At 71.9% G+C, this 15,691-nt stretch carries 11 protein-coding genes and 1 pseudogene; 2 read left to right on the forward strand and 10 right to left on the reverse strand.

Going from position 1 to position 15,691, the window contains the following annotated elements; genetic code table 11:
* Nucleotides 1-159: 159 nt before the first annotated feature.
* The 5 genes from ABT123_RS34155 to ABT123_RS34175 all read right to left on the reverse strand — a co-directional run bounded on the left by ABT123_RS34155 (nt 160) and on the right by ABT123_RS34175 (nt 8,303).
* Complete coding sequence (locus ABT123_RS34155) at nt 160-1,812, reverse strand: trypsin-like serine protease (protein ID WP_351321912.1); 1,653 nt, start codon at nt 1,810-1,812, stop codon at nt 160-162.
* A 72-nt stretch (nt 1,813-1,884) separates the two neighbouring features.
* A complete protein-coding gene (locus ABT123_RS34160; protein WP_351321914.1) occupies nt 1,885-2,394 on the reverse strand; it encodes a hypothetical protein in 510 nt (169 codons plus the stop codon).
* A 132-nt stretch (nt 2,395-2,526) separates the two neighbouring features.
* Nucleotides 2,527-2,925, reverse strand: coding sequence for a hypothetical protein (locus tag ABT123_RS34165; RefSeq protein WP_351321916.1), 399 nt, complete (start codon nt 2,923-2,925; stop codon nt 2,527-2,529).
* Nucleotides 2,922-6,449, reverse strand: coding sequence for an ALF repeat-containing protein (locus ABT123_RS34170; RefSeq protein WP_351321918.1), 3,528 nt, complete (start codon nt 6,447-6,449; stop codon nt 2,922-2,924). The genes ABT123_RS34165 and ABT123_RS34170 overlap by 4 nt, the downstream gene beginning before the upstream one ends.
* An 858-nt stretch (nt 6,450-7,307) precedes the next feature.
* Nucleotides 7,308-8,303, reverse strand: a complete 996-nt coding sequence (locus ABT123_RS34175; protein ID WP_351321920.1) for a helix-turn-helix domain-containing protein — start codon at nt 8,301-8,303, stop codon at nt 7,308-7,310.
* Nucleotides 8,304-8,531: 228 nt separating this feature from the next.
* On the opposite strand from ABT123_RS34175, the gene ABT123_RS34180 reads away from it, so the two are divergent.
* Together ABT123_RS34180 and ABT123_RS34185 are read left to right on the forward strand one after the other, a co-directional pair.
* Entirely contained in the window at nt 8,532-8,678 is a 147-nt protein-coding gene (locus ABT123_RS34180; RefSeq protein WP_351321922.1) for a hypothetical protein, read from the forward strand.
* Between the two features lie 959 nt (nt 8,679-9,637).
* Nucleotides 9,638-9,781: a hypothetical protein gene (locus ABT123_RS34185; protein WP_351321924.1), complete on the forward strand. Its 144-nt coding sequence runs from the start codon at nt 9,638-9,640 to the stop codon at nt 9,779-9,781.
* Between the two features lie 132 nt (nt 9,782-9,913).
* Here ABT123_RS34185 and ABT123_RS34190 read toward each other — a convergent pair whose 3' ends face one another.
* The 5 genes and pseudogenes from ABT123_RS34190 to ABT123_RS34210 form a co-directional block, all read right to left on the reverse strand.
* Nucleotides 9,914-10,159: a GNAT family N-acetyltransferase gene (locus tag ABT123_RS34190; RefSeq protein WP_351321926.1), complete on the reverse strand. Its 246-nt coding sequence runs from the start codon at nt 10,157-10,159 to the stop codon at nt 9,914-9,916.
* 215 nt (nt 10,160-10,374) lie between these two features.
* Nucleotides 10,375-11,043, reverse strand: a pseudogene (locus tag ABT123_RS34195) (FG-GAP repeat domain-containing protein); the annotation flags it as partial.
* A gap of 12 nt (nt 11,044-11,055) precedes the next feature.
* Nucleotides 11,056-11,820: an SGNH/GDSL hydrolase family protein gene (locus ABT123_RS34200; RefSeq protein WP_351321928.1), complete on the reverse strand. Its 765-nt coding sequence runs from the start codon at nt 11,818-11,820 to the stop codon at nt 11,056-11,058.
* A gap of 80 nt (nt 11,821-11,900) precedes the next feature.
* Nucleotides 11,901-13,463 (reverse strand): FG-GAP-like repeat-containing protein, encoded by a 1,563-nt coding sequence (locus ABT123_RS34205; protein ID WP_351321930.1) that lies wholly within the window; start codon nt 13,461-13,463, stop codon nt 11,901-11,903.
* A 170-nt stretch (nt 13,464-13,633) separates the two neighbouring features.
* The gene (locus ABT123_RS34210; protein WP_351321932.1) at nt 13,634-15,610 is read right to left on the reverse strand and encodes an FG-GAP-like repeat-containing protein; all 1,977 of its coding nucleotides are present in this window, start codon (nt 15,608-15,610) and stop codon (nt 13,634-13,636) included.
* Between the last annotated feature and the right edge of the window lie 81 nt (nt 15,611-15,691).

The raw sequence follows: 15,691 nt of genomic DNA on the forward strand, positions 1-15,691 counted from the left end.
TGTGGGCCCCCCGGGGTGGGGGGGGGGGGGGGCCGGGCGGGGGGGGGGGGGGGGCTGGGGGGGGGGGGGGGGGGCCGCCCCGGCACGCAGAGTGCCGGGGCGCCTGTCTTCGGGATGCGTCAGGGCATGGACTGGATCCACGCGGACGCCCGCCCGGGGTTAGTTGTTGTAGTTGCCGGTGATGGCGAGGTGACCCGGTGCTGCGGGAACCCCCACGAGGGGCGTTGCCACCGGTGCGTCCCAGGTGCGGTCGGTGTGGCGCGTGGTGTGGAGCAGCTTGCCGTCCGTGGTGGTGACGGCGACCTGGACCTCTCCGTTGACGGTGGCCGCGGAGACGGACTTGGCGGTCACCACGCCCAGGACACCCTGGAGATCGCCCCAGATGGCCCAGGTCCCGTTGAAGTTGCGGATGGTGTGGTACTGGCGGGTGCCGTTGTCGGTGGCGATGACGAGGTGGGTCTCGTCGCCGGTGCCGGCCATGCTGATGGAGGTGACGGGGCCGGTGGTTCCGACGGCCTGGGCGACGTTGCCCCAGCCGAGCCAGTTCCCGTTGGCCTGGCGGATGCTGTGGTAGGGCTTGCTGCCGCTGATGAGGCCGACCTGGAGCTCACCGCGGACACTGGCGGTCGCCACCGCGGTCACACCGGTGAGGGAACCGTTGATCTGGCGGAAGGGAGTCCAGCTGCCCGCGTTGTTGCGGACGGTGTGGAAGGCCTTGCCGTCGGCGACGGCGACGACGTGGAGGTCGTGGCCGATGGAGACGGCCGAGACCTGGGTGAGGTTGCCGAGGGCGTTGGCCGCGGAGAACACGTCCCCGAAAGTGCTCCAGGTGCCGTCCTGCTTGCGGACGGTGTGGAAGAGTCCGCCGCTGCTGCTGATGGCCAGTACGTGGGTGTCACCGTTGATGCCGGCGGCTGCGGTGCTGCGGATCCCGCCGACGTTGCCGGCCTTGTCCTGGACGTCGGCGTAGCCGGTCCAGGAGCCGTCGGACAGCCGGACCGCCTGGTAGAGGCTGGATCCGGACTGCACGAGGGCCTTGGTCTGCCAGCCCGGGGTCGTGGACCGGACCCCGTCGATCCACTCGCGCAGACCGTCGGCCCGGGCCGCGATGGCGCCGGTACGGGTCTCGGCGGGGTCGGCGGACAGGCAACCACCCTGCCAGGAACGGCTGTTGATGCCGATGACCTCACCGGCCTCGTTCAGGAGCGGACCGCCGGTGTCGCCCTTGCAGATGGCGTCGGTGCCCTTGCCGGTGATGCTGAGGGTGGTGGCGTCGGAGGCACCGAGGGTGAACGCGCCGGTGTGGGGCTTGAGCGGTGCCCACTCGGTCTTGGTCCGGCCGAGGCCCACGGCGGTCAGTTCGGCACCCGCGGCCGGGGCGGCAGCGGCGTACTTGACGCCCGTGGGACCGGTGGCGGGGGTGGCGAGGCGGGCCAGGGTGACGTCCCGGTCGGTGCGCGGGGCCAGCTCGGCGACCGCGATCCGCTTGCCGTCGGCGAGGATCACGGTGGCCTTCAGGGCGGGGGCACCGGCCGGCACGGTCGTACCGGGCGTCGCGGCGAAGCAGCTCGCGGCGGTCAGCACCCACGAGGCGTCGATGAGGGCGCCGGTGCACCCGCGGCCGTTCGGCTCGTCACCGATGTTCAGCTTGACGACGGAGGTGTGCTGACCGGCGGCGGCCTCCGGGCCGGAGACAGCCAGGGCGGAGCCCGCGGGGACGAGGCCCGCGGCAACGGCGGTCGTCGTGACCAGCAGGGCCGGGATGCGGGCGGTACGGGCGGTACGGGCGGTGCGCGGACGGAAGGCAGACATGTGCGGTTTCCTTCAGGATGAGAAGAGGTGGGCGGGCGAGCCGGGGTGGGTCGTGCGGGTGCACGACCGCTGCTACTTGCTGATGCGGATCTCGACCAGGACGTGCTCCCGGCCGTCCACGGACTCACCGACCCCTTCCCAGGTCTTGGCGGGGATGTTGTACTCGACGCGGTCGTTCTCGGCGGTCATCGCCAGGTGGGTCTTGACGGAATCGTCCGTCCGCACCCCGTGCACCGACGGGATCTCCAGGGTCAGGAAGCCCTCGTCGGCGGTGACCTTGAAACAGACGTCCGCCCGGTCGCGGGCGAGGAACCTCAGCAGGTTCTCCTCGCTCTTGCAGTCGGCGAGCAGGATGTGGCCGTCGCCGCGCTTGAGGACCACGCCCTGCTCGGCCAGGATCTTGTCGGCGCCGGGGTAGTTGTAGTCCTCGATGGCGTACCCGGGCCCCGTCTCGGCGACGGGCTTGCTGCTGGTGGGGGTGGAGCCGGTGGAGGGCTGGCCCGCGGCCACCACGGCCCATGCCAGCACACCGGCCGCCGTCGCGGTTCCGAGGATGCGGGTCCAGGCGTTGCGTGACTTCATTGCTGTTCCTTGAGGTCGGGATCGACGGGGCGGCGGGGGTTTCCTCCACCGCCCCTTGTGGTCGGAGCTGCTGATGCAGAAGGGGTGTTGCTGTCGAGCGGAGTTGCGGAGGGTGGCGGCGGAGCGCGGGCGCTACGGCGCCGCCACCCGGGTGAGCTTCAGAGAGGGGGGCCGGTCCGGGTCCGGGCGGAACTCCACCGCGTTCGTCCCGCTCGGGTAGAGCTGGAGGCCGGCGGTCCGGCCGAGGCCGCTGTCCTCGACGGACAGGTAGACGAAGTCGTCACCGATTCGGTCGCCGAGCCATTCCCACCGGCCGCTGAAGTCGGCCGGGTCGGAGGATCCGTCCGTCACCACGTCCTCGGCCGAGAACGTCCCGTCGGGCCCGAGCCGCAGTTCGGCGCCCGTCCGGTCGTCGCGGTACAGGCCGGGCAGTGCGTCGGGGTCGATGGAGCCCGTGCATCCCGCGAGGAGTGACACGGCCGCGGCCAGGAAGGCGGCGAGTCGCACCGGACCCGGCCTCCCGGGGGTCACGGACCCAGCGTGATGTCGAATTCGATGACCTGGGTCTTGGGCGCCATCGGCCCGCTGTCGCCGACGATCTCGGTGATCCACGAACCGGGTCCCTTGCTCCACCACTCCGTGTAGCCGATGACCGGGGGGTGCGTGGCGGACTCGATGTCGGACTCGTTGTAGGCGGTGTACCGCCAGACCACGGAGCCGTCCGGGTTCTTTCGGGTGGGGGTCATCCGTACCAGGTGGGAACCCAGGAAGGTGTACGCCAGGTTGCCGGTGAGACCCGCCGTGGAGAGCGTCCCGTAGTCCTGGATGTACTTCCCCGCACCTTCGGGGCCCTTGAGGGAGTAGTCGTACTTGAGCGTGTGGCCGAGCTCGTACTGGCCCGTCCGCGTCCGGTCGGCGAAAAAGGCGAGGGCCTCCTGAGTACGCGCGTGCTCACGGTAGATGCGGGTGAATTCGTCGTTCGGGCCGAAGCACTGCGACGAGGGGCCCGATCCGGTGAGCCAGCTCCAGCCCAGTTCCCACGGGTTGGTGCTGTTGCCGGACCCGACCGGCTGCCCGAACGGGGTCAGGCAGCTCTCGGCACCTGCCGGAAGGCCGCTGTCGGCCGGCTTGATCGGGGTCTTCGCGTTGTCCAGCGCCTTCTGGATCGCCTCGAGCCGCGCGGCCTCGAAGACGAGGTACTTCGCCTGCATGGCCGCACCGGCGGCAGCGTTGGCGCTCTGGCCCGCCGCGAGCGATGCCTGGCGGGCCGCGGCAGCGGAGGCCGCGGCGTCGGCGGCGTAGGAGGCGGCCTCGGTGGCGGACCGCACGGCGCGGGTCGCCGCGCTCCGGGCCACCCTGCTCGCTCTGTTCGCGGCGGCGGCTGCTTGACGTGCCGTCTCGGCGGAGCGCGCGGCAGCGGCTGCGGACCCCTCGGCGGCCTCGGCGTTCTTGCGCGCTTCCTCGGCGGACAGCTTCGCGGCTGCGGCGTAACCCTTGGCGAGCTCGGCCCACTCGAGCGCCTTCGCCGCGGCGTCGCGTGCGAGGGCCGCCGCCTCGGAGGCCTTGGCCGCGTTCTCCTGGGCCTCCTGGGCCACCTTGGCGGCGCCCGCGATCATGGCGCGGACCGCGCTGATGTGCGTGGCGTGGTCGTGGTCGATCCGCGCGAACTCGTGCTGCGTGGTGCCGATGAACCGCCGCAGCATGTGGCTGTTGCCCTCCAGCGCGATCCGGGCGGCCGCCTTGACGTAGGGGCCCCCGTTCGCCAGCAGGGTGGTGGCCTTCACCCGGTCGTCCTCACGGACGGCCTTGGTGCGCTCGACGTGCAGGAAGGTGTGCAGGGCCTGGGCCGTGCCCTTCTCCAGGGCCGCCACGGCGGCGCGCCGCTCCGCGGGGCCGGTGTTGTCGTCGGCGAGGACCGTGGTCACCTCGACCCGGTTGTCCTCCCTGGCCGCCTCGATCGCACCGGTCTCCAGGAACGTCCTGATCTTCGCGGCGTCCCCGGCCTTGAGCACGTCCACCGCGGCCACGGCCACGTTCTGCGTCGAAATGGCAGCCTTCGCCACGACGTTCTCGAAGTTGTCCTGCTGCAGGGCGAGGAGGCGGTCGGCGTCGAGCCAGCGGGCGACGTCCTCGTCCGAGCCGCCCAGCGCGAACTCGGCGGCCTGCTGGGTCCAGGTACCCGAGCGGTCGACGAGCTGGATGGCGATCTTGCGGCCGGCCGCGGCGGCCTCCGCGGTCCTGCCGGCCTTCAGCGCGGACTCGGCGGAGCCGATGAGGGTGACCAGCTCGGCGGACAGCCGTGCTTCCTGGGTGCGTTCCCGGTCGTACCGTTCCAGCTCGTCCACCTCCGCCGCCGCTTCCTTGCGCGCCAGTTCGACCGCTTCTTCGGTCTCCTCGGCCAGCCTCGCGGTCTCGGCGTCACGGGCCGCCTGCTCCACCTCCCGGGCCTTGGCGACCGCCGCGGAAGCCTTGTCCGCGGCCTCGACGGCCGCGTTGGCGGCGGCCGTCGACCGGTTGGCGTAGTCCACCGCCTGGCCGGCGTGGTTCGCCGCCTCGATGGCGGCGGCGGCGGCCTTCTCGGCGTGGTCGGCGGCGCTGTTGGCCGCGTCGCGCGCCACCCGGGCCGCGGCGGCGGCCTGACCGGCCAGGCTCCGCGACTTGCTCGCGGCCTGCGTGGCCCGGGCCGCGGCGGCCTCGGCGATGGCGGCCTCGCGCTGCGCCGTGGCGGCCTCGGACTGCGCGGCACCGGAGGCCGCGGCTGCGTCGGCCGATGCCCTGGCCGCGGCAGCCGCGTTGACCGCCGAACCGGCGGCAGCCGCGCCCGCCGCGTCGGCCGCTTCGGCGGCCGACGCCGCGAGGTCGGCCTTCTGGGCCACCGTGCGGACGAACTTGACCATGGCCGTCGCAGCCTGCGCCGCAGCCCGGGCCGCGTCCGCCATGGAAGCGTCCTTGGAAGCCCCGATCGCGGCCTGGTACGCCCGAGCCGCGGCGCGACCTGCCGCTGCGGCTGCTGCGGCGGCGGCCTGCGCGGCCGCCACCGAACGCGTCGCGGCGGCCTGCGCCGTCCGCGAGGCCGACACCGCGGTGGCCGCGGCGGCTGCAGCGCCCCTGGCCGCCTGAGCCGCCTTGTTCGCGGCCCGCGCGGAGCGCTGGACGTCGTTCTCGGCGGCCAGGGCCTCGGCCTTGGCCTCCAGGGCCGCCTCCTTGGCCTTCTCGGCGGCCTTGACCGCCTGCTGCGACAGCTCGACGGCCTCGTCGGTCTTCTTACCGGCCCGCTGCCCCTCCGCCTCCACGACCTTCACCAGTTGCTGGATCGTCGCGGTCTCCTCGTCCCGGGCCCGGGCGATGTACTGGCCCGTCTGCAGGAACCAGCGGATCGCCCGCGGCGACCCGTCGTCCAGGGCCCGCTTCGCGTACTCCCGCACCTGCGGGGACGCCGTCACGAGGATGGACGTCACCTGCACCCGGTCGTCCTCCTCCTGAGCGGTGAACTGTCCGCCGCTGAGGAAGGCGCGCAGCGCGAAGTCCGATCCGGAGTCCAGCGCGGCGGCCCCCTCACGCTTCACGGCACGGGCACCGCGGGCCATGACCGTGGTCACCGCCACCCGCAGGTCCTCGCGCACGGCGCTCTGGAACCCGCCCAGGAGGTAGGCGTCGACCGCCGCCGGTCCACCGGACAGGGCCGCACCGATGCCGTCGCGCGTCGCCCGGCCCGCCGTCACCAGCGACCGCGTGAGCGTGAACCGGTTGTCCTCGGCCCGGGCCACGGGCAGCCGCTCCTCAAGGAACGTCTTCACGTCCGCCGCGCTCCCCACCAGGGCCGCGGCTGCCGCGGTGCGGACGGCACGGCCGCCCGTACGGTACGCCCAGACGACCCGGCCGCGATCGGTGTCCGGCAGACCGGATCCCGAGGGCAGGGAGTCGGCTCCGGCTCCACCCGCCGCGTACGCGGGGCGGCTGAGCACGGTGCAGTTCGGCAGCGCGCAAGCTGCTGCGACCCCGGCGAAAGCGGCGACTACCTGACGTCTGCTGAACTGTCGTGAACGCTGTGCCATCACGACTCCCTTCTCCTGCGGTGTGGTCCCTGCCAGGACGTGCTCCCGGCCCGACGGACCGTCGTGATCGTCGGTCCGCGCCCGGTACGTCGCGTCGGACTCCGGATTCGGGTCCCGCGGTGACGTGTCCTCAGGCGGTGCCGGCCAGGTCCACGCTTCGCTCCCTGGCGGCGATCACCACTCTCGGCGGAAGGGCAAGACGAGGGGAAGGGGGTTCGGATGGCCGGAAGCGTCCCTGGCCCGATCTGGCCCGGGTGCGCTTCCCATTGAACTCAGCGGGCAACCGCGTCCGGCGCGCCGACACGTGCTGTGCGCCTGCACGGCCCGCCGCACGAGGCCCCAGCCGGTCAAGGGTTCGTCAGCGGGCAGGACGACCCGCGCAGACGAGAACAACGGTCAACGGCCGGGAAGCGTCGACGGCCGGCGGGCGAGCGGGGCACGCGGGGACGCTCCCCACCGCCGCACAAGGGGGCACTGGCCGGGACCGCAGGACGGCCGGCGGACTGGACGCTTGCGGCCCAGGCCTCTTCAGGCCAGTACGCCCGGCTTTCGCAGTCGGCGGGGAGCGGAAAAACTGGGTGCGCCGGGCCGGATACCGGCGACACGGCACCACCGGCCCCGCACCCCCCGAACCGCCCTCAGCCACCACCCATTCCGGGATCACCATGCCTGCTCACCCCCCAGCGGCCCGCACGCCCCCTTGCCGGCCGGCCAGGGCGATATTTCCGGCCGGCCACGTGACGGCAGCGCCCCGTCACCCGGGCCCCGCAACCACGGCGCCGACGCGGCAGGGCCGCCGGGGCGTCCGAGGGCCCCTCGCACCCCGCCCGGCGACGAGGGCCCCCCGGCAAGGCGGACTCAGCCCGGTTGCGCGGGCAGCCATCCGTGCTGGACCGCCCGAACACCCGCCTCGAACCGGCTCCGCGCGCCCAGCCGCTCCATGAGATCGTTCGCGATCCGCCGGGCCGTACGCGGGGACACCCCCAGCCGCTTGGCGATCGCTTCGTCCGTGTGCCCCTCAGAGAGCAAGGAGATGATGGTGGCCTCCTGCGCACTCAGGCCGTGAACATCCCGGACGGGGGCCTCACCGAGTGGATGCGCCGCAGCCCACACACTCTCGTACAGCGCGCACAGCGCGGTCAGCGTTCCCTGCCCGGTCAGTACGACGGCGCCGCCCGCCGTGTCCTCACTGCTCACGGGTATCACCGCGGTCGACCGGTCCACGATGATCAGCCGGGTGGGCAGGGAGGCCACGGTGCGGACCTGTCCGCCCAACGACGCCGTCCAGCGTGCGTACTCCACGGTCGGCTTGTGGTGGCGGACGCTGTCCAGGTACACCACCCTGGTCCGTACTCCGCGCCCCAGCAACTCGGCGTCCAGCGGTCGTGACGCGGCGATGTTCCCCTCCGTCTGGGGTCCTCCGGGTGCGAACGTCATGACTTCGTGGCGGACTTCACGGGTCAGACGTGTGAGACGGTCCCGGATCTGGTCCAGGCCGATCAACTGCTCGACTCCCGGGCTGGCGGTGGCCGGCCGCAGATCGGCGTACTCGGCGATCAACTGGGCGGCCACCGCGCGGGAGGCCTCCAGCCGCTGCTGCTGGGCGGCGATCTCGGCCTGCTGGCGGGCCATCAGGACCTCCATCCCGAGGTCCGGCGAGACCGCGCGCAGCCCGCCGTTCTCGGCCGAGGGCCGGACCAGCGCGAGCTCGCTGAGGACGTCGAGTCCGTCACGTACCTGTTGTTCCGTCGCACCGATGCGGGCGGCCAGGGCAGCGACCCCGCCCCCCGGATCGGCCAGCATGGCTCGATAAACGGCTTCCGCCATCGTGTCGAGTCCCAGCGCAGACAGCATGTTTTCCCCCTGGATGTGCTCATCTTCAGCACAAAAAGATCATCATATGCCCGTAGCGGGACAGCAGAGAGAGGGGTCATGTACCTCGTACACGCGCACTTAGGACCGCCGGCCCAGGGCGGCGAACTGCCCCCCGATCTGCGTGCTCTCGTCTACGAGTGCGCCCGTCCCGAGGATGGCGTCGAGCACGTCAGCGTTCACGGTCACGGTCACGCGACCGCGGCACCGGTGCTGGGTCTCTTCCTCCTGGCCGACTCCCTGGCCCGGGCGGAAGCGAACGCGGCAACCGTCTGCGTCCGGCTGCTGGAGAGCCACCCCGAACTTTCGGGCTGGACTCTCCTGCGCGCCGAGGCCCCGCTCCTCGTCATCGACTGACAGGGAGGATCGGCCACGGCACCGTTCGGGGGTCTGACTCTCCCAGTGACTGACGCTCCGGATGTCCTTCACGGGAATCGTCGGCTGCTGGGTGGTGCGGCTTGGTGTGGGTGGGGAGGGCAGCACACAAGAGTCCTCCCGGTCGGCTTCGAAGGGACCGGAGCCCATGGCGCGGAGATCCCCCGGTTCCTCACCCCCCATGCCGGCACCGTGATCGAAATGGCCCACCCCGACCGCAAGGCCGGGCGGGCAAGGGCAAGTCCCCCGTCGACGCCTACGCAGCGCCGACCGCGGTCCTGCCCGGCCGGGCAGGCGGGACCCCGAAAGTCATGAACGGCACCGTGGAGGCGGTCCGGTCCCTGCGGGTGGTCCGCAAGAGCGCGGTCAAAGCCAGCCCCCAGGTCGTCGACCGGATCCGTACCCTCATCGTCACTGCGACGTCCGGCGTCCGGCGTCCGGGACAGAGTGCGCGGCCTGTCCGCGAAGCAAATGGTCTTCGCCCCGGCCCGCTCTCGCCCGGCGGGCGAACTCGCCGCCCTGGCCTGCGCGGTGAAGAGACCGCACTGCGGCGGCCCGCCCGCCGCTACTGGGCACTCGACGAGGAGGTCAAGGAAGCGGAGGTCCCGGCCTCTTCCCGGCCCCACCCACGGCCACTGCCTCAACCGAGGCGGCGACCGCGCCGCCGACAACGCGCTGGAAACCACCGTCCTGGTGCGCATCAAGCAGACCGGTTGACGACCCGTAGGAGCTTCCCCCGAGGCAGGTGGACTCAAGCGGCCGTTGCCGTTTCCGTCCACTCGCCGGCCCTTTCACCCATGCTGACCTGCGGCGAAAGTTGTTCTTGCCCGAACGGACACCGCTCCCGAAGGCACTCGGACCGGAAAGCGCCACCGCGGGGCGCGACCGGTACCGGACACCCATCCGACGTGCCGTCAACGCTCAGGAACGGAAGAAACCCCATGTCTCGCACGCGCATCGCCCACGCCGCCGCGGTCCTCACGCTCACCGTCGTCGCCCCGCTGTTCGCCGCCACAACGGCCGCTGCCGCGCCTGCCCAGTCCGTCCCCACCGTCACGGCGCAGGACAACATGGGCTGGCAGTAGGTGTGCCCTGCTCGCTGACACGGTCGACCACTCTGGAGAACGGCGGCGGAGGGAGGATGCCAGCGCGGCCTGCCGTGATTCGCTTGTGCAGCTTGACGCCGGTGATGCGGCCTTCGCCGAGCCCACGAGTCGTCAAGATCTTTGGATGTGCAGCTCTGGCCGCTCCTGGTCGCCGTGCTGATGGATCCAGGTCTCGCGTATGACCGCGTACTCCACATCGCCGTGCTCGGCTCCCTCGATCGGCTCGGGCCACTGCTCGAAGAAGGTGCGGATCAAGGGCGAGCCTGCTCTCTCCATGACCTGCCTTGAGACAGTGTCGACCGTCATCGTGGTTGCCGCGATCCGGTCCACCGCCAGCTCCGTGAATGCATGGCGCACCAGCGCCCGCGGGCCTTCGGTGGCATGGCTCGGGCCCCAGGAGGACGGAGTATCCGATACCCCAGCTCCGTTGCGCCCCTCAGGCCGACGCTGGTGGTGTGCTGGCGGCCGGAGAGGGCGATCAGTCGGCGGCGCAGCGCGGTCGTGCCGTCTCGGCGGGGGCCTGTGCGAGATCAGCGCAGGTCTGCTGCCACGCCCTTGGGAGGGCGAGCAGGTCATCGGGGAAGCGGAGCGGTGGCCTCACCCTCCCATTGCAGCACGTGGTGTGCCGCGAATGTTGAAAGGGGCGATATTACCCCGGACGTGACGGGGCTTGCCGGAACGGACCAGCCGCCGTGGCCGTCGCCGCCGCGGTTGAGGTACGTGTCCACCGAGCCGCTGGCCTGGACTACGGAGTAGTCGGCGTATCCGTCGCCGTCGAAGTCCGTCCACCGGACACGGGTGGGCTCCTTGGTCACGCCCGTGGCGATGGTGCCGCGGTCCTGCCAGCCGCCGTGGCCGTCGCCACCCCGGTTCAGGAAGACGGCGACCGGAGCGTCGGAACGCACCCAGGCGTAGTCGGTGCGCCCGTCGCCGTCGAAGTCCACGAAACGAACCTGTTCGGCATCCCGGGTCAGGCCCGTCGCGACCGTGCCGGCGAAGGCCCAGCCGCCGTGGCCGTCGCCGCCGCGGTTGAGGTAGACGGACACCGAGCCCGTGTCGGAGATCCAGATGTAGTCGGTCCGGCCGTCGCCGTCCCAGTCGGCGAAACGCACCCGCTTGCGGTCCGTCGTCAGCCCTGACGCGATCTGCCCGAGGTCCTGCCAGCCGCCCCGCCCGTCGCCGCCCCGGTTCAGCAGGACACGGACCGCACCGCCGTCCGCGACGAGAACTCGGTCGGCCCGGCCGTCACTGTCTCAGTCGGCCCAGCGCACCCGCCCGGCGCCGCCGGTCTCGATGCCCGCCCGCGCCGTGTGGGTACGGACTGCGATTCCGTCCGCGACGGCCTTGTCGATGCCGTCGAAGAACGCGTCACCCATCCTGGAGTAGCCGGCGTCGTTGGGATGCAGTCCGTCAGCCAGCTCGCCCGGCACAAGAGCGGGCGCGTCGATGTAGCGGACCTTGGCACCGGCCTGCGCCCTGGCCGAGGCCCAGGTCTTCACCGCCGTGTTGAAGGAAGACACGCCGGCTGGCGCGGAGGTGGGGATCAGGCCCATCAGCACGACCGTGACCCCCGGGCGCGCGGCCAGGATCTCTTCGGTCACTGCGGCCAGCCGGACCGGGGCGTTGGCCTTGTCGGTGCCGCGGTCGAGGTCGTTGACGCCGTGGTGAAGGAGGACGACGTCTGGCTCGGCGCTGCGTATCCAGTCGCCTGCCTTGCCCCGGAAGTCGTTGATCACGGTGGCGCCGTGCGCTTCGTTGTCGTTGTCCGGGGCCGACCCGGACTGCCGCGACCCGACGAAGTCGACACGGAAACGCGGGTGTGTCAGGGCCTTCTGCCACAAGGGCACCCGGTAGCCGGCGTTGGTCGAACCCTGGTACCCGTCGGTGATCGAGTCGCCCAGCGGCATGACGCGCAGCACCGGCGGTGCCGGGTTCGCGACGGCGGACGCAGGGGCCGTCGCTGCTGCGGTGAGGGCGGCACCGGCGCCGAGGGCGACGGTCACGGTGAGAGCGGTCATCTTGCGGAGCTGCGGTGCTGCCTTCCGGTGGTCGTCGTGGGAGCGGCCTGGGTGCGGCGGAATGCCGTGCGGGCGTCCGGTCACGAGGCGTGGGGGATCGTGCCGAGGTGGGTCCAGCCGGCCGGATTGGGGTCGCCGCCGTTGAAGGCGTACACAGTGGTCCCGCCGTCGTGCGCCTGCATGAGGTAGTCGGCGCGGGTGTCGGCGGTGAGATCGGCGAGCAGTACGCGGGTGTGGTCGTCGGTCACGCCGGAGGCGGTCTGGCCGACGTAGCGCCAGCCGCCGTGGCCGTCGCCGCCGCGGTTGACGTAAGTCGTCACGCTGCCGTTGGGGTTGACGGTCCAGTAGTCGGCCCGGCCGTCGCCGTCGAAGTCCGCCAGACGCACCCGGGTGCGGTCGGTGGTGGTGCCGGTCGCGACCTGCCCGATGCCGATCCAGCCGCCGGCACCGGCCGGGTCGCCCCCGCGGTTGAGGTGGACGTTGACGGCTCCACCGTCGGCGATGGTCGCGTAGTCGGCACGCCCGTCACCGTCGAAGTCCGCGAAGCGGACCTGCTGGTGGGCGCGGGTGGTGCCCCACGCGACCTTGCCGGTCAGCTCCCAGCCGTTGGCGCCGATGACGTCTCCGCCGCGGTTGAGGTAGGCGGTGACCCCGCCGTCGGGGGCGATGTACAGGTAGTCGGCACGCCCGTCACCGTCGAAGTCCGCCAGACGCACCCGGGTGCGGTCGGTGGTGACACCGGTGGCGACCCGGCCGATGTCCTGCCAGGTGCCGACGCCCTCGCCGCCGCGGTTGAGGCGGACCCGGACCTCTCCGGAATCGGCGATGGTCAGCCAGTCCGTGCGCCCGTCGCCGTCGAAGTCGGCCCAGCGGACGCCGTCCGTACCACCCGACTCGGTGCCGGCCCGCGGCGCGCGGGCCGGCTGCACCCAGCCGTCGGCGAGTGCCGCCTGCAGCCCTTCGTGGTAGGCGGCGGCCATCTTGCGGTAGCCGGCGTCGTTGGGGTGCAGCCCGTCGGGCAGCTCGGTGGCCACGTCCAGGCGCGGGGACTGGACGTACCGTACGTGCCGGCCGGCGGTGGCACGAGTGGCTATCGTGGTGCGCAGCTCCGTGTTGAAGGTGTTTGTACGCTCGAACTGCCCGCGGGTGTCGACCAGCAGGCCCTGGACGATGACGGTGACGCCGGGCTTGTTGGCCTGGATGCGGTCGATGAGCGAGACCAGTTCGGCCGCGGCGCCGGCCGGGTCGGCGTTGTGGGAGTTGAGGTCGTTGATACCGAGGTGGAGCAGGACCACGTCGGGGGCGGCGCCGCCCTGCCAGCGGTCGATGTTGTCGCGCACGCCCTTGACGGTCCAGCCGCTGTGGCCCTCGTTGTCCGGGTCCGGGGCGTTGCCGAAGGAGCCCGACCCCACGAAGTCGGGGGTGTAGGCGGTCTGGGAGGCCATCCGGTCCCACAGCGGGCCGCGGTAGCCGACGAGGCCGTTGCTGCCTTCGCCTGCGGTGATGGAATCGCCGAGCGGCATGATCCGCACCAGTGGAGGAGCCGGCTGAGGCGCCGCAACGGCGAGGGGCGTACCCGCCAGTCCGAAGGCGGCGGTGGCTCCGGCGAGCAGGGCGGTGGTCAGGGTGGTGCTGCGCTTCATCACTGAGGCGGTCTCTCGGTGTCATCGGCTGCCGGGTCCCGACAGGAGGCCCGGCTGGCCGGAAGGAAGAAAGGGGACGGCCGTCCTCCGTCCCGCTGCGGGGCAGGGCGGAGGACGGCCGGTTGATCAGCCGAGCCACAGGGACTCGACCGATAGGGGAACGGGACGGCTCAGGTGCCGCTGGCCACGACGCCGATGCCGTTCCAGCCGTTGCCGCCAGCCGGGTCACCGCCGTTCCAGAGCCAGACGGAGGCGCTGTTGCCGTTGCCGGAGACCACGTAGTCGGCGTGGGTGTCGGCGTTGAAGTCGACGAACTGGACGCGGGTGTGGTCGGTGGTGACGCCGGTCGCGATCTGGCCCACGACGTTCCAGCCGTTGTTCGGGACGGCGTCGCCGCCGCGGTTGACGTACAGGTCGACCTTGCCGTCGGGCTTGACGTAGAAGTAGTCGGCCTTGCCGTCACCGTCGTTGTCGGCGAAGCGGATGCGGGCACGGTCGCTGGTCACGCCGGACGCGATCTTGCTGGCCGGCCAGCCGTTGCCGGACTGGTCGCCGCCGCGGTTGAGGTACACGGTGACGGCGCCGTTGTCGGCGAAGGCGAGGTAGTCGGAGCGGCCGTCGCCGTCCCAGTCCGCGAAGCGGACCTTGCTCGCGTCGTTGGTGACGCCGTAGGCGACCTTGCCCAGGTGCTTCCAGCCGTTGCCGGGGTCACCGCCCTGGTTGAGGTAGACCTCGACGGAACCGTCGGTGTTGATGAGGAAGTAGTCGGCCTTGCCGTCGCCGTCGAAGTCCGCGAAGCGGACCCGGTTGCGGTCGGTGGTCAGGCCGGTGGCGACCTGGCCGATGCCCTGCCAGCCGTTCGCGCCGGCGGGGTTGCCGCCGCGGTTGAGCCACACCGCGACCGAGCCGTTGTCGGCGACGTTGATGTAGTCGGGCTTGCCGTCGCCGTCGAAGTCGGCCCAGCGGATACGGCCGTTGGCGCCGGCCTCGTTGACCGCGGCCGAGCGGCGCGAGGTCAGCGACCCGATCCAGCTGCCGAGGTCGTCGACACGGGTGTCGTAGGCGCCGGCCTGGGCGGAAGCACCGTCGAGGCAGCCCCCCTGCCCGGCTCGGCTGATGACGCCGGAGACGAGGGTCTTCCCGTTCACGGTCTGCAGGGCGGGCGCACCGGCGTCGCCCTTGCAGACGGTGGTGTCCGCAGGGGACTTGGGCGCGATGTCGAACCCGGTCGCGGCGACTGTGCCGACGGTGAAGTCGGCCTTGTGCGCCTGGGCCGGTGCCCAGTCCTGAGTGGTGCGCCCGAAGCCGGGCACCGTGACCTGCGCGCCGACCGCCGGGGCGGTGGCGGAGACGCCGACCGGGGTGATGGTGAACACGGGCTGCGCCAGGCGGGCCATGACCAGGTCACGGTCGGTACGCGGCACCAGCTCGGCGATCTCGGTGGTGTGCCCGCCGGAGGCGTTCAGGTCCTTGCGGCCGATGGTCAGCGTGGTCCTGGTCTTCGGCGCGCCGGCCGGCACGTCGATGCTCTCGGCCGGCTTGTCCGCGAAGCAGCTCTTGGCCGTCATCACCCAGCGGGGGTCGACGAGTACGGCCGTGCAGGCCCGGGTGTCGCCGATGCGGAGCTTACCGAGGTAGGCGTACGGGTTGTCCCCGGCCGGCTGCTGCGGGGTCGCGGTGCCGGAACCGGTGACCCGCATTTCCAGCAGCACGGCCTGCTTCGGGTTGGCCGGGTCGGCCTCGCCGAAGCTCTGGGAGGTGCTTCGCGGGACGGTCAGGTCCTCAGTGGTGCCTTCGATGGAGATGCTCGCCTTGACGTCACGGCCTATGGTCTCGATGCGGTAGGCGCGGGGGATGTTGACGCTCAGGTAGCCGGTCCCGGCGGCGGCGAAGCAGATCCTGGACTCGTTGGTCTTCAGCTTCACCGCCCACACCTTGATCTGATACGGGCCCGCGCACGAGGTGAACGTGATGTTGCCGTCGCCTGCGATGAGGTCGGCCCCGGTCAGCCCGAGGATGTTGTCGCGATAGGGGTAGGCGCCGTCCTCGACGGCGTACGGCACGTCGGCCGGAGGCTCACCGGCCGCGGTGGCCAGTGTGGTCGGTGCCCCCAGGGTGACGGCGAGTGCCGCGATCGGTACGGGCATCCATCTGCGTATGCGCACTGATGTGTTCGCTTTCGTAAGACATTCCCCGCTCGGTGTCTGAGGGGGCTCAACAAAGTGATG

Origin of the sequence: Streptomyces sp. NPDC002054 (assembly GCF_040296685.1) — a bacterium.
Classification (GTDB): domain Bacteria; phylum Actinomycetota; class Actinomycetes; order Streptomycetales; family Streptomycetaceae; genus Streptomyces.

Excerpts from the sequence above, each read along its gene's own strand:
- ABT123_RS34170 (WP_351321918.1), bottom strand. The coding sequence starts at position 6,449 with ATGGCACAGCGTTCACGACAGTTCAGCAGACGTCAGGTAGTCGCCGCT.
- ABT123_RS34185 (WP_351321924.1), top strand. The coding sequence starts at position 9,638 with ATGTCTCGCACGCGCATCGCCCACGCCGCCGCGGTCCTCACGCTCACC.
- ABT123_RS34155 (WP_351321912.1), bottom strand. The coding sequence starts at position 1,812 with ATGTCTGCCTTCCGTCCGCGCACCGCCCGTACCGCCCGTACCGCCCGC.
- ABT123_RS34205 (WP_351321930.1), bottom strand. The coding sequence starts at position 13,463 with ATGAAGCGCAGCACCACCCTGACCACCGCCCTGCTCGCCGGAGCCACC.
- ABT123_RS34210 (WP_351321932.1), bottom strand. The coding sequence starts at position 15,610 with ATGCCCGTACCGATCGCGGCACTCGCCGTCACCCTGGGGGCACCGACC.
- ABT123_RS34160 (WP_351321914.1), bottom strand. The coding sequence starts at position 2,394 with ATGAAGTCACGCAACGCCTGGACCCGCATCCTCGGAACCGCGACGGCG.
- ABT123_RS34200 (WP_351321928.1), bottom strand. The coding sequence starts at position 11,820 with ATGACCGCTCTCACCGTGACCGTCGCCCTCGGCGCCGGTGCCGCCCTC.
- ABT123_RS34175 (WP_351321920.1), bottom strand. The coding sequence starts at position 8,303 with ATGCTGTCTGCGCTGGGACTCGACACGATGGCGGAAGCCGTTTATCGA.